The organism is Corynebacterium sp. NML98-0116, assembly GCF_001767255.1.
Taxonomy (GTDB): Bacteria; Actinomycetota; Actinomycetes; order Mycobacteriales; family Mycobacteriaceae; genus Corynebacterium; species Corynebacterium pseudogenitalium.
Genome location: NZ_CP017639.1, coordinates 1553151 through 1566640 on the forward strand (window position 1 = coordinate 1553151; position 13490 = coordinate 1566640).

The following is a 13490-nucleotide window of genomic DNA, read 5'->3' on the forward strand; positions in this document are numbered from 1 at the left end:
TATGAAAATGCTGCAAACCACTCTTTCCTTGGTTACCGCGACTGCGATAACGCTGAGCCTCGGCGGGTGTGCGGAGTGGGACAACCCAACACAACACACCACCAACGAGCTCGCGGAGTCGCTGCAGACAAACGGGGACCCACACCAGGCGCAAGGGGTTTCGATGGTCTCTGAGATCTCCGAGGTCGAGCCAATCGATACGCCACGGGAACAAGCTCTGCCCGTCGAAGTGACCGATGCGGACGGTTACGACGTCACCATTACTGATACCTCCCGCATCCTTGCACTGGACCTATACGGCACATTCACCAAGACGCTTCGTGGTGTCGGCATGGCAGACAACATCGTCGGGCGGACCGTAAGTTCCTCGGAGCCGTCGCTTGCGCATCTGCCCGTAGTCACGGAAAACGGGCATTCGCTCAACGTCGAGGCCATTCTGAATCTTCGTCCCACCTTGGTGCTTGTCGACCGCTCAGTAGGACCAGTTGAGGCGATCGACCAGCTACGGGCAGCCGGTATCACCACTGTGATGCTGGAGCCGACGCGTTCGCTGGCCTCGATCGCGGAGGACATCACTAATGTGGCAACCCTCGTCGGTGAGCCTGAGGCAGGCCGCCTCCTCGCCGAACGCAGCGAGAAAGAAGTCCAGCAAGCGCTCGACGCAATCGCTGCGGTGGCACCTGAAGAACCACTGCGAATGTCGTTTTTGTATGCTCGCGGCACCGGTGGCGTCTTCTATCTACTCGGGCGTGAAGAAGGAACTGAAGAACTCATCACTGCTCTAGGTGGCAGGGACGTCAATTCCGAGCACGGCATCGGTCAGCCTTCGCCTGCAAGCCCTGAGGCGCTCGCCGAGGTAAACCCCGAAGTGTTCGTCATGATGAACGGTGGGCTCCAGTCCACAGGCGATATTGAAGGCCTCCTCCAACGTCCCGGCGTCGCACAAACCACCGCGGGGCAGCACCGGCGAGTCCTGGCGCTTCCCGACGGTGACTCACTTGCGTTCGGACCTCAAACTGGCGAACTGCTGCTGCGCGCGGCGCACGCTCTCTACGGAGAGCAGCTATGAGCGAGCACCACGGAGCAATCCATGCACGACGCATTGGAAGAATTGTGCTTTTCGCAGCCACCGCTTCCCTGCTAGTGCTCACGGCCATTGCCTCTCTCGTTGTAGGCCAGTTTGAGTTCTCCCCCGGCGAGCTCTGGCCGATCCTTACCGCAGGGCCAATGTCAGCGTCCACACTCGAAGCATCAGTATTGTGGCAAATCCGCATCCCGAGGCTCGTTCTAGGACTCTGCGTCGGCGCGGCACTGGGAACAGGCGGGGCGCTCATGCAGTCCGTATTTGCCAACCCCCTAGCAGAACCAAGCGTCGTTGGCGTCAGTACCGGGGCAGGTGTAGGCGCAGCAATCGCCACCGTATTCGGCATCACCATATTCGGAACGATGACCGTGCCGATCTTCGCGTTCGCAACGGGCATATTCGTCACCGTGGTGGTGTACCAGCTAGCGCGTTCAGGTGGCAGAGTCCGCGTCCTGAACCTGGTTCTAGTAGGCATCGCAGCGAACGCTATCTGCGGCGCATGCATTTCAGCACTCACATTCATCGCCCCCACCACGGCGCGGGAACAGATCGTTTTCTGGCAGATGGGCAGTCTCGCTGGGGCGAGTTGGGCGCAAACTGGGGTGGTAGCTGCCGTTGTCACCTTCGCATTGGCATGTGCCATGTGTTTTGTGCGCAAGCTCGACATCCTCGCTTTGGGCGACCAAGCTGCATTCCATGTAGGCATCAACGTCGCACGCCTGCGCATGTTGGCGATCGCACTATCGACATTGCTTACAGCCGCAGCAGTCTCCTTCGCTGGGTTGATCGGGTTCGTAGGACTCGTCGTCCCACATATCGTGCGCACTGCGGTCGGCCCGTCCAATACGGTGCTTGTCCCGGCTTCTGCACTCGGTGGCGCGCTTTTGATCGGTGCTGGCGATATCCTCTCCCGCACAATCATTCCATTCGCTGACCTGCCAATCGGTATTTTCACAGCGCTGATTGGCGGGCCGACCTTCTTCTTCCTGCTGCGGCAGATGATGCGAAAGGGCCATGCACAATGACAGTTACCGCTTCACATGTCACAGTCCATAGACAGGGGCGCGAAATACTCCACGATGTCAGCATGTCCGCGCAGAGTGGAGAGGTCACCGGCCTCATCGGCCCCAACGGAGCTGGCAAGTCTACATTGCTCGCTGCGCTCTCCGGCGATACATCCCTCTCGAGCGGAAGCGTCCAGCTTGTAGGTCAGGATGTATCTGGGTGCACCGCTCATCAACTCGCTCGGACGCGTGCCGTCATGCTTCAGGATGTCAGTGTCGCCTTTTCGTTCTTGGTGCGCGACGTCGTCGAGATGGGGCGCCATCCGTGGGGCACTCAGCCTGACGACGCCACCATCGTCAACCAAGCGCTCGCCGCGACGGGCATCACGCACCTCCAGGAACGAGAGATGTTCACGCTTTCCGGTGGTGAGCGCGCCCGTGTGGCCTTTGCCAGAGTCTTGGCACAGCGAACACCTGTGGTGTTTCTCGACGAACCAACTGCCGCGATGGACGTGCGCTTCCAAGAGCAGACGATGGGCGTCGCCCGCACCTTGGCACGTGATGGCGCGACCGTGATCGTCGTGCTCCACGATCTTCAGCTTGCTGCGCGGTACTGCGACCACGTGGTGTGCTTGAAGCAGGGGGCTGTTGCGGCAGCGGGGCCGGTGGCCGAGGTGTACCAGGACCACATTCTGAGCGAGATCTACGACTGGCCTATTACGGTCCTGCACGACGGAAATCGTGTTTTCATCGCGCCTCATGAGGCAAACTGCTCCCCTATGACAGGTGCGACCTAGCCCCATTACCCCCGGCCGTTGACCAAACCCCAACCAATATTTAAGGTTAGCCTAACCTCACCATTCGGTGTGGTTGCGATTACTCATGAAAGGACGTACATGTCTCGCTCCACCACTCTGGCAACCCTCACCGCTGCCTTCCTTGCTTCTACTGCCCTCGTCGCGCCGAGCGCATTCGCGGAAGCCCCAACGCTCGAGTCCGGGCACGCAAACTGGAACATCAAGGGATCATTCCTGAGCTACATCCAGAAGCCGTTTGCCGCAGCAACCATCACGGCGTCCGATGGGGCAGAAAAGGTACTTGACGCGAGCAAGCTGGTTGACTTCGCCTTGCCAGTAAATGCAAAGGAGTCCAAGCTCACGGCAACTGGCGAAGGGGTCATAGACCTCGACGGCGCTATCAGTATCAACGCACACCACGGTGCGATGGATATCCAGCTGTCTGATTTCAAGGTCGTCATCGAAGGGGCTAAAGGGTTCCTCCAGGCAGACTATGTCCGCAAGGGCGCTATGCCCGGTGCAGAGACCACCACGTTGACCGGCGACGATAAGCGCATCGTCGAGTTCGACGTCCAACAGCCGCTGAAGGCTAACAAGAACAACCAATTCGCTGCGACCTTCACCCCGACCAAACTGACAGAGGACGGCTCCGCGATCTTCGATAAGCAGTACAAGGCCGGTGAGCCTTTCGCGGATTCCAAGGTAGCCCTTGCACTGAAATTCAAGGATGCTCCCGCACAGACGACGCCCACTCCCACGCCGGAAGGATCAAGCCTTGGAACCGGCGCGATCGTCGGAATCGTGCTTGCCGCAATCGCGGCCCTCGGTGGCCTTGCATTTGCAGCGAGCCAGCCAGGTTTCCAGGCGATGCTCGGGAAGCTCGTATGAGCGCCGTCGATAACGTCGGCGGACACATCACCACGGTGATCACTTCACTCATGGCGATCGCTGGCGTCGTAATGACCGTCGCCGCACTCGCCCAGGGCGCAGGGACGATTCTCGGGATCCAGCTACCAACGATTCCTTGATATACAGAGATATACAGACCGCAAAACAAGAAACCCAGCCACCTCATGGTATGGCTGGGTTTCTCCATTTGGGCAACACACCAAACTAGGAGTTCTTCTTGCCCTTCTTCTTTTTCTTGCTGCTCACCTTGGAGAGTTCCAGCTTTGCAGCAGCATCGGGCACGTAACGGAACTCGTCGCGCGGAGGTCGCTCGTAGTCAATAATCTCTGGGCGTTCAGGGATCTCTGGCAGATCAGGGTCAATGTGCTCGTAGGGGATCGTCGACAAGAGGTGAGAAATCACATTGATGCGCGAGCGCTTCTTATCCTCCGACTCAACCGTGTACCACGGCGCCGCAGGAATATCCGTGTGGATAAACATCTCATCCTTGGCTCGGGAGTAGTCCTCCCACTTTGTAATGGACTCGAGGTCCATTGGCGAGAGCTTCCACTGGCGCAGCGGGTCTTCCCGGCGGGATTGGAATCGCTTGTACTGCTCTTCATCCGATACAGAGAACCAGTACTTACGCAGCATGATGCCGTCCTCAACGAGGAGGCGTTCAAAGATCGGTGTCTGGTGTAGGAACCGACGGTATTCCTCCGTGGTGCAGAACCCCATCACGCGCTCAACGCCGGCGCGGTTGTACCAGGACCTGTCGAAGATGACGATCTCGCCTGCGGCGGGGAGCTTTTCGACGTAGCGCTGGAAGTACCACTGCGTCTGCTCGCGCTCAGTTGGCTTCGGCAGCGCCTCAATACGGCAGGTGCGCGGGTTCAGGTACTGGGTGATGCGCTTAATTGCGGAGCCTTTGCCTGCCGCGTCGCGCCCCTCCATCACGATGACAACACGCGCTCCGGTCTTGACGACCCACTGCTGCATTGCCACCAACTCAGCTTGAAGGCGTACGAGTTCTTTCTCGTACGCCTTCTTGGAAAGTTTCGGGGGCTTGGTGGAATTCTTCTCTTCACTCATAGGTACTAACCGTACCCATAAAGCGGGGAGAAATTAAGCCGATTCGGCTAGTCCACCTTGAATTCAGCCATGGTATCCCACTCGGTCTTACCCTCGATCAGGGTATTGATGATGGTCGGGGTTTCCTTCAGAATCTTCGGGAACAGCTCCTGGGCGGCGCGGAAATGATCGGAGTTCACGTGCGCTTCCGCGGCATCGTCGTGGAATGCCTCGATGAGCAGGTATTCGTTCTTATCCTCTTCACTGCGGTACCAGTCAAAGAAGATGCAGCCCGGCTCTGCGCGGGTTGCGTTGGTGAATTCCTCTACCTCTTGACGAAATGTCTCGACGTATTCTGGCAGTGGCTTGTAACGAACGTTGATCAAAATCATGCCACCACCCTACGCATATCTCGCATTGTTGTCAGCCGACGCTTTTGGCTACGAAGCTGCTCAGTTAATTGTTCAACAATAGATGCGTTATACTCGTAACAGTTGTCGGCCGATGGTTCTATTTACCATTGCTGACTAGCTTAAATAAATAGTTCTACACTTACGGATGCCATGCTTGCTCAAAACGTTGCCTCTGAGGTCCGCCGCGCGATTTCGCGTGGTGAGTTCTCCCCAGGCCAGAAGCTCAACGAGGTTGCCCTCGCTGAGCGTTTCGAGGTATCCAGAAATACCCTCCGCGAAGCATTTGCAATGCTTACGTCAGAAGGTCTTTGTGAGCGCATTCCGAACCGTGGCGTATTCCTCGCCACTCCTTCCCCGGACTTCGTCACTGACACCTACCGTGCGCGCGCCGCAATCGAGCCTGCGGCTCTCCTTTGGGGCGAAGAGCTCGATGTTGACCGTCTCGAAAAACTCAACACTGAAGCCCGCGAGGCAATCGCTCAGGACGACGATGACCTGCTGACGGCCGTGAACCAGGCTTTCCACCACGTGGTGCTCTCCGCAATGGGCTCGAAGACCCTCGGCGACACCATGGACCAGCTTGACGCGTTCATGCGCTTGGCAACGCTTCCGATTATTCAGCAGCAGCCGTCGTTTAACCGCCAGTTCATCTCCGTCAACGAGCACATTGTGGAGCTGCTGCGCAAAGAAAAGCGCCACGAGGCTTCCGACTACCTGCAGGAAGCACTCCTCGAGCAGGGTCGTATTGTGAACGACCTGATCGAGAAGATCAATAACGGGTACCCGATTTAGTGCTCGAGCTGCTCCCCAAGCTCAAGCCACTCCATCTCTAGCTCATCGCGGCCATCGTTGGTGCGCTGCAATTCCTGCGTCTTCGCGCCGATCGCTTCGAAATCCGGCGCGTCTTCACCCGACATGTCGGCAATCTGCGCTTCCAACTCCTTGGCACGTGTTTCCGCCGTCGCGATCTTGCGCTCAAGCGCTTTCATCCGCTTCCGGATCTCACGTTCTTCCTGCGATGACAGCCGCGGTTCCTCCACGGGGGCAGCTTTTTCGGAGTTTTCGGTCTTCTCCCCCAAATCGAGTGGACCCGTTTGGGTGTCCATGGCAGCTCGCTGCTCGAGGTACTGCGTGATCCCTCCGGGTAGGTTGCTCAGCGTGCCGTCGCCGAACAGTGCGTAGGTAGAGTCCGCGATGCGTTCAATCAGATAGCGGTCGTGCGAAATCACGACGAGCGTTCCTGGCCAGCCATCGAGTAAGTCTTCGAGTTCCTGCAGCGTATCGATGTCGAGGTCGTTGGTGGGCTCGTCGAGAAGCAATACGTTGGGCTCACTCATCAGCACACGCGTCAGTTGGAGCCGACGACGCTCACCGCCGGAGAGGTCCCCAACAGGTGTGCGCTGGCGCTTCGGGCTGAACCCGAGGCGCTCCGCGAGCTGTGAGGCCGAAACCTCTTTCTTGCCCAACGTGATGTAGTGCGCGACATCCTCCACAGAGTCGAGCACCGTCCTCGTTGGGTCGAGGTCGTCGAGTTCCTGTCGCAGCCACCCAATCCGTGTGGTCAGGCCTTCGATGCGCTTGCCGGCAGCAAGCGGGTAGTCACCGGCAAGCGTCCGCAGCAACGTCGTCTTTCCGGAACCGTTGACACCAACAAGGCCGATGCGCTCGCCCGGCGCGAGCCGCCACGTGAGGTGGTCGACGAGCGTGCGCCCGTCAGGAGCGTCGATACGGGCGTCCTCAAACTCGATGACGACGTTGCCCTGGCGTTGCTTGGAAAACGCCATCAGCTCGACCTTGTCGCGTGGTGGCGGGACATTCGCGATGAGAGCTTCGGCTGCTTCGATGCGGTAGCGCGGTTTTGACGTGCGTGCGGGGGCGCCTCGGCGCAGCCACGCGAGCTCTTTGCGCGCCAAGTTCTGACGACGCTGCTCGATGGCGTCGGCCTGGCGGGCACGCTCGGCGCGGGCGAACGTCCAGTCATTGTAGCCACCCTCGTAGACGTCGACGGTGCCGTCGTGGACCTCCCAGGTCAGCGTAGCGACGGTATCGAGGAACCAGCGGTCGTGCGTAACCACCACGACTGCGAGTTTGCGCTGCATGAGGTGGGATGCCAGCCACTGCACACCCTCGACATCAAGGTGGTTCGTCGGCTCGTCAAGCACGACGAGATCTAAGTCCTGCACAAGGGCCGCGGCGAGGCTCACGCGGCGCCGCTCACCACCAGAAAGCTCCCCGACCGGGGTGTCCAGCCCGAGGGCAGCCACGCCTGTTCCTTGGAGAACCTCTCGCACCTTGCTATTCGACGCCCACTCGTACGTCTCGAGACCCAAGGGTTTGACGACGACGTCGCCGACGGTGGCGTCGTCGTGAATTTCGAAGCGTTGTGTCACCACCGCCATGCGTAGGTCAGAGTTGTGCGACACGCGCCCGCTGTCCGGGGCTTCGATGCCGGTGAGCACCTCAAGCAACGTTGTTTTCCCGCCGCCGTTGACGCCCACGATGCCGATGCGATCGCCGGTCTGGATTCCGAGGGAGACACCGTCGAGCAGTGTTTTTAAGCCCCAGGTTTTGGATACGTTTTCGAGGTTGATCAGGTTCGCCATAGCAAACCCATCGTAGCCTACGCCTCGAGTTGCGCCCCCGCAGACGGGCCGGAAGTACAGAACACCTCGACGCCCTCGACGCTGTCACGCAGCACCGTTTCGAGGGTCCGCGCGGCTTCTTCGTCGAAGCACAGTGCGGCGATCGTCGGCCCGGACCCGGAAACGATCGCTCGGGCTACAAGTTCAGTTTCGGATTCGATGCGTGTGATCAGGGCTGCGATGCGTGGGCGCATCGCCACCGCTGCAGCTTCCAAATCGTTGTGCAGGTGCTTCGCTAGCTCGCGCGGGTCGCCCGTCACGAGTGCCTGCGACAGCGCGGCCGTGTCCAAATGCGGTACGAGCGCCGGGTTGTCGTGGCGCAGATCATCGAGCGTTTCGAAGGCCTTGCCCGTCGAAATCCCAATCTTCGGGTTGCAAAACACCCACCAGTACGTGCCACGTCCGAGGACCTCAACGAGGGCGTCGCCACGCCCGGTGCCAAGCGCTGTGTGGCCGTGGAGTGCGAACGGCACGTCCGCTCCCAGCCCGGCTGCAAGGTCGTAGAGATCTTCTTCGCTGAGCCGCTCACCGCAGTACCGCTCCACGTAGGCGTTCGCCGCGACGAGCCCAGCCGCGGCATCTGCGGAACCGCCCGCCATCCCGCCTGCCACAAACACATGCTTGTCGACGACCAGCTTCGCCTTCGGCAACGACAATCCTTGCACGCCACTGCGGGCCCGGACGGCGTCGACGACGGCATCAACCGCACGCCACGTCAGGTTTCGAGGCGTATCGATATCCTCGTCTGGTACGTCCACGTGGAAGTGCGTCTGCATCCCAACGACCACGGAGCCAGATTCGACGCATGCCGACTCATCCTCGACGACGATGCGAACTCGCTCGCGGCGCTCGACGGCCTGGAAAACCGTTACCAACTCGTGGTAGCCGTCGGCACGCGCGTTGCCGACGCCGAGGTGTAGGTTCACTTTGCCGGGCGCTGATGCAACAAACTCCCGCGTGTTGCCGCTCATCGGGCCTCCCCTAGCCTGACAAAGTCCTCCACTCCAAGCTTCTCGCCACGCAGTCCAGGATCGATGCCGACCTCACGCAGGGCTGCCTCGGCCTCCACGGGGGAACCGTACACCGATGCGAGCGTTGAACGCAGCGTCTTGCGGCGTTGGGCGAAGGCGGCGTCGATAAGTGGGAAAACCTTGTCGCGCACGCTGCGGTCGCGCCCCGGATCGACGTCGATGCGAACAAGCCCGGACTCGATATTCGGAGCCGGCCAGAAGACGTGCTTGCCGATGGTCCCTGCCTGCGAGACCTCGCCATAGAACGCTGCTTTTACGCTAGGAACGCCGTAAATCTTCGTGCCTGGCTTCGCTGCGAGACGATCTGCCACCTCCTTCTGCACCATCACGAGCACGCGGCGAATGGAGGGGAACTCCGCAAGCAGGTGCAACAACACCGGCACAGAAACGTTGTACGGCAGGTTCGCAACGAGGGCCGTTGGCTCCCCGGGAACATCACGCTGCGTAGTCTTCAGTGCATCCATGTGCACGATATCCAGCTTGCTCGCGGCCGAAGGTGCGCGAAGCTCCACGGTTTTACCCAGCTGCTGTGCCAGCCTGTCATCGATCTCAAGCGCTGTCACGTGCGCTGCCTCATCGAGCAGGCCAAGCGTCAGTGACCCGAGACCAGGACCGACCTCGACCACGCGGTCGTCTGGGGAAAGCTCCGCTGCGGCAACGATACGCCGCACGGTATTCGGGTCGTGCACGAAGTTCTGCCCCAGCCGTTTCGTTGGGGTGACACCTAGTGCAGCCGCAAGCTCACGGATTTCTACCGGGCCAAGCAGTTGGGTTTCGCTCATACCTGACGAGGTTAGCGCAACCCCATCCGTGCGGTACATGCAGGCCACGCACCCCACCCCTGGGATGCCTGCGTTTTCTGGGCGATTGCGATCTGCTGCTCGCGGGTCGCCTGGTCAGCGGTCGGCGCGTACTGGGTGCCGCCGTACGCTGCCCACGTCGACGCAGAAAATTGCAAGCCGCCGTGGTAGCCATTACCCGTGTTGATGGACCAGTTGCCGCCAGACTCACACTGCGCCAACGTGTCCCATACCGAACCAGCTGCTACTGCGGGAGCATTCGCCGACTCCTTGGTACCGCGTCGCACCTTCGCCGCCTTCGGCGCACGAACCTCGCGCTCACCTGCAATGCCCTCGGATTCAACCTTGCCATTGACCAGAACGGTCTCGTGGAGAATTTCCTTCTCCCCGTCCTTGCCTTCCTCCAGCACCTCTTCGTTGCCGGTTTCCAGCTCTTCATCATCGACGTACTCAACCGGTGCCTCGATTGGCAGGACCTCAGCACGCTTCACCACGTTGACGCGGTCGAGCACGATCTCCATGTTCGGGTACACCGCGGCATCAAGCGGGTGGTTCAAACGATCATCGGAGTCGAAGGTGATGCCACGGTCCGCGAGGAGCTCGCCTACGGTTTTCTTCGCAACCGACGCGTAGGTCACGTTCCCGCCGTCATTGATCGCGATGATCTTCGGGGTGGTCACGTCGACATTGAGGCCGTCGACAAGCTTGGTGTCCTTGTCCAGGTCCGACGAGGAAGCCGGGGACACACCCACCTCGTCCATGACTTCCCCAACAGTCAGCGCTGTCGAGGTGATTTCCTTTGCCACCCCGTCGACGACGACGGCGACTGGCTTCGCAGTACGAACGGTCACGGTATCGCCGTTCGACAGCTTCTCAGCAGGCGCCGGGTACACAACGTCACTGTCCTTGACCTCAACGCCCGCAGCCTGCAACGCACCCGCGACGTCACCCGAGAAGGTCTTCAGCGAGGTCGCCTCACCGTTGACGTCCACTGTGACGTCCTTCTGCGCGGCGAGCGCCGTGGTGGTACCGGCTGCAATGACAACACCTGCGAGTGCCCCGACGGCGATTCGCTTCGTTGCGGTGTTGTTGTGCTGGATACGCGAGCCCATAAAGCGTCATTCCCCTTCGTCACGAAATAATACTTCGATAACAATACGGTAACTTCTACCGTTTTACCAGCACATGTTTGCACACCATGGTGGACACGTTCACTCGCGCCACGCGATTCACACCACTCACAGCCGACCTGGGACAACGCTTACTTGCGCCCAGTGTGTTCCCGGACACGTGCACAGCATCATCCCAGACCATAGACGCGATCGAAGGTAGCGGATACCTCGCTCGCCAGCGTCTCGACGTCCACTCCCCGAGCTTGCGCAACCACGTGTGCCGTATGCCCAATCAGCGATGGCTCATTGCGCGAACCTCGAAACGGCTCCGGGGTCATATACGGCGCATCGGTTTCGATGAGCAGCTGGCCCACCGGCGCCAGAGCCGCCGCCTCCCGCAGCTCCTCATTGCGTTTAAACGTAACGTTGCCGGCAAAGGAGAGCACATAGCCACGCTCAATCGCCTCCCGCGCCACGTCAAGGGGCGAGGAGAAGCAGTGCAAAATCACATGCTCCGGTTTCGGCGTATCCGCGAGAATCCGCATCATGTCCGCATCCCCCTCACGGTTATGGATCATCAATGCCTTGCCGGAGTCCACGGCGAGCTGAATGTGCCAACGAAACGCCTCTTCTTGCGTGGCAAGGTCAGCGGTGTTCTCGGCGTCGTGGCGGATCCAATACGTATCGATGCCTGTCTCCCCCACCGCAACACACCGAGCGTCCGAGGCCATCTGCGTGAGCCGTTCCCGCGTCGCGTCGTCGAGCTCGGCGGCTCGCGTCGGATGGATCGCGCACGCTGCGAACACGCCCTCATGCATGTGCGCGGCAGCAAGCGCCTGCTCTGCTTCCGCGAGCCCATCGCCCACGGTGCATACCCGCTCCACACCGGCGCTCAACGCACGCTCCATAATCGCATCGATATCCGCCTGCGTGGTGGCTCCGGTAGAGGCCAGGTGGGTGTGGGCGTCGATAAGCCCTGGTATAGGGGCTGCTGGTACTGGTGTCGGGCGAGGTTTCTTTTTGCTCATACGATAGAGCCTATGACATTCCACGCGATTGACGCACAGACCCAAACCAGCATCGACAACGCACTCGCCGAGGCAGCGGCGCAGGGGCTCAATGGCCCTGCACGAGTAATCATCGAGCGGTTCGAAGGGTTACTCGAGGATTTCCTTGCACTTCCCCGCGACGCACAACGCAGCTACCCGCGCGGCGACACAGCCCGTATCGTCGGCACCGCCCTCGGCGACGCATTCGTCCGCGACTACGGATTTACCTGGAAACTCCTGAAAGATGACTACGGCACGGACCTCGTCGTCGTCCGCGATGCCGACACCAACTCCCCCAAATACACCGCCCCCATCATGGTTGTCGACGCCCGCTTCGACGACGACGCAACCGGCAAACTCACCACGTTCCTGGAGCAGTTCCTCAGCGGCTTGCAACACTAAGCTCGTCGTCAATAACGACGTGACGCGCCGCCACGATGCCAACAGCCCCCATGACCAACGCCATGATGACTAACGCGATCAGGATCGGCTGGAACTCCCCGATCCGCCCATAGGCCACGCCAATGAGCAGCGGCCCCGTTGCCGCGAGCACGTACCCGACCGGCTGCACAAAACCCGACAGCCGTGCAGTGACTAGCGGGTCGCGTGTGCGCGCCGGGATCAGTGCGATTGCTAGCGGGAAGCAGCACCCGCCGAAGCCCAGGAGGAAGCTCCAGCCCAGCGGTGATGCTGCCGGTGCGAAGTACAAACCGAGATACCCAGTGGCCGTCGAGAGCGCAAACAGCACCACCAGCGGCGTCAGCGTCCGCGCGCGAGAGATGACCGTCGGCAGCACAAGCCCACCAACCATGCCTACCGCGCCAAGCAGCCCCAGTCCCGTGGCTGCGGTGGAAGGGGCAACCCCGGCGTCAATGAAAATGGCGGGCAACCACCCCATCTGGATATACGCGCTGGTTGACTGCAACCCGAAGAAGAGCATCAAGGCCACCGCAGTGAGCGACTTCCACACCGGCGCTTCTGGCGTAGCAACCGCGCCGTCCTGCGGGGTCGAAGCCTTGCTCCCGGGGATGTCCCTCCCGAATTTGAAGAGCACAAATACCCAAACCGCCAGCTGCACGACAGCCGTCACCGCCCACAGGCCGAGTGCCGACTGCCACGAGGGTGTCACCAACGCGCTGAGCGGGCCAGCCGCCGACGATAAGCCCAGGGTTACGGAGTACACCGTAGTCAGGGCGACGATGTAGCGCCCACCGTGCTGCTTGATCCACGCAGGCAGCAACACGTTCATAAGTGCGATGGCGCCGGCCGCGCCCACCGTCGCGAGTAAGAACATCGCGATATCGGGTGCGAAGGGGCGCAAGCCCAAGCCCGCGGTCAGCAACCCCGCAGCGCCCAGAATGACGGGGGTGAGGCCAAACCGCCGCGCAATCGGTACCGCACAGATACCGACCAGGAAGAAGAGCGTGCCGGGGATCGCCGTGATGACGCCACCGACCCATGCCGGGGCGTCATAGTATGCGATGACCTGGTCAAGTACAGACCCGACGGAGGCAATGCCCGCACGCAAATTCAGTGAGGCACTAATGACAGCGACGAAAAGTACAAGAGCAAACACTCGAAGCACTCTAGCGCTGCCGC

Annotated in this window: 15 protein-coding genes; 7 read left to right on the forward strand and 8 right to left on the reverse strand. The window is 60.6% G+C overall.

The features are described from left to right. Position 1: 1 nt before the first annotated feature. The 5 genes from BJP05_RS07030 (at position 2) to BJP05_RS11305 (ending at position 3913) form a co-directional block, all read left to right on the forward strand. A complete protein-coding gene (locus BJP05_RS07030) occupies positions 2 to 1069 on the forward strand; it encodes a hemin ABC transporter substrate-binding protein (protein ID WP_070362799.1) in 1068 nt (355 codons plus the stop codon). Continuing rightward, positions 1066 to 2109, forward strand: a complete 1044-nt coding sequence (locus tag BJP05_RS07035) for an iron ABC transporter permease (protein WP_070362800.1) — start codon at positions 1066 to 1068, stop codon at positions 2107 to 2109. The genes BJP05_RS07030 and BJP05_RS07035 overlap by 4 nt, the downstream gene beginning before the upstream one ends. Beyond that, positions 2106 to 2885: a heme ABC transporter ATP-binding protein gene (locus tag BJP05_RS07040; protein WP_070362801.1), complete on the forward strand. Its 780-nt coding sequence runs from the start codon at positions 2106 to 2108 to the stop codon at positions 2883 to 2885. Before BJP05_RS07035 ends, BJP05_RS07040 begins: the two co-directional genes overlap by 4 nt. A gap of 99 nt (positions 2886 to 2984) precedes the next feature. After that, a complete protein-coding gene (locus tag BJP05_RS07045; protein WP_070362802.1) occupies positions 2985 to 3773 on the forward strand; it encodes an HtaA domain-containing protein in 789 nt (262 codons plus the stop codon). Beyond that, positions 3770 to 3913, forward strand: a complete 144-nt coding sequence (locus BJP05_RS11305; RefSeq protein WP_168156192.1) for a hypothetical protein — start codon at positions 3770 to 3772, stop codon at positions 3911 to 3913. Before BJP05_RS07045 ends, BJP05_RS11305 begins: the two co-directional genes overlap by 4 nt. 85 nt (positions 3914 to 3998) lie before the next feature. Here the strand turns inward: BJP05_RS11305 and ppk2 are convergent, their stop codons facing one another. Then, on the reverse strand, positions 3999 to 4865 hold the full coding sequence (gene ppk2, locus BJP05_RS07050; protein WP_070362803.1) for a polyphosphate kinase 2: 867 nt from the start codon (positions 4863 to 4865) through the stop codon (positions 3999 to 4001). A gap of 47 nt (positions 4866 to 4912) precedes the next feature. Then, the gene (locus tag BJP05_RS07055) at positions 4913 to 5236 is read right to left on the reverse strand and encodes a putative quinol monooxygenase (RefSeq protein WP_070362804.1); all 324 of its coding nucleotides are present in this window, start codon (positions 5234 to 5236) and stop codon (positions 4913 to 4915) included. Between the two features lie 171 nt (positions 5237 to 5407). On the opposite strand from BJP05_RS07055, the gene BJP05_RS07060 reads away from it, so the two are divergent. Then, complete coding sequence (locus BJP05_RS07060; RefSeq protein ID WP_070362805.1) at positions 5408 to 6049, forward strand: GntR family transcriptional regulator; 642 nt, start codon at positions 5408 to 5410, stop codon at positions 6047 to 6049. Here BJP05_RS07060 and BJP05_RS07065 read toward each other — a convergent pair. The 5 genes from BJP05_RS07065 to BJP05_RS07085 form a co-directional block, all read right to left on the reverse strand. Then, positions 6046 to 7860, reverse strand: coding sequence for an ABC-F family ATP-binding cassette domain-containing protein (locus tag BJP05_RS07065; RefSeq protein WP_070362806.1), 1815 nt, complete (start codon positions 7858 to 7860; stop codon positions 6046 to 6048). The two genes, BJP05_RS07060 and BJP05_RS07065, sit on opposite strands and share 4 nt — an antisense overlap. Before the next feature lie 17 nt (positions 7861 to 7877). Beyond that, entirely contained in the window at positions 7878 to 8870 is a 993-nt protein-coding gene (locus tag BJP05_RS07070) for a 4-(cytidine 5'-diphospho)-2-C-methyl-D-erythritol kinase (RefSeq protein WP_070362807.1), read from the reverse strand. Further along, the gene (rsmA, locus tag BJP05_RS07075; protein ID WP_070363551.1) at positions 8867 to 9712 is read right to left on the reverse strand and encodes a 16S rRNA (adenine(1518)-N(6)/adenine(1519)-N(6))-dimethyltransferase RsmA; all 846 of its coding nucleotides are present in this window, start codon (positions 9710 to 9712) and stop codon (positions 8867 to 8869) included. The genes BJP05_RS07070 and rsmA overlap by 4 nt, the downstream gene beginning before the upstream one ends. Before the next feature lie 11 nt (positions 9713 to 9723). After that, positions 9724 to 10842 (reverse strand): resuscitation-promoting factor, encoded by a 1119-nt coding sequence (locus tag BJP05_RS07080; protein WP_070362808.1) that lies wholly within the window; start codon positions 10840 to 10842, stop codon positions 9724 to 9726. Between the two features lie 188 nt (positions 10843 to 11030). Beyond that, positions 11031 to 11870, reverse strand: coding sequence for a TatD family hydrolase (locus tag BJP05_RS07085; RefSeq protein WP_070362809.1), 840 nt, complete (start codon positions 11868 to 11870; stop codon positions 11031 to 11033). A gap of 12 nt (positions 11871 to 11882) precedes the next feature. Here BJP05_RS07085 and BJP05_RS07090 point away from each other — a divergent pair, with 12 nt between their 5' ends. Further along, positions 11883 to 12293 carry a DUF3806 domain-containing protein gene (locus BJP05_RS07090; RefSeq protein ID WP_070362810.1) on the forward strand — a complete coding sequence of 137 codons (411 nt, stop codon included), beginning with the start codon at positions 11883 to 11885 and terminating at the stop codon, positions 12291 to 12293. On the opposite strand, the gene BJP05_RS07095 is transcribed toward BJP05_RS07090, so the two are convergent. Continuing rightward, positions 12274 to 13467, reverse strand: coding sequence for an MFS transporter (locus BJP05_RS07095; RefSeq protein WP_141742267.1), 1194 nt, complete (start codon positions 13465 to 13467; stop codon positions 12274 to 12276). The genes BJP05_RS07090 and BJP05_RS07095 overlap by 20 nt on opposite strands. Positions 13468 to 13490: the final 23 nt, after the last annotated feature.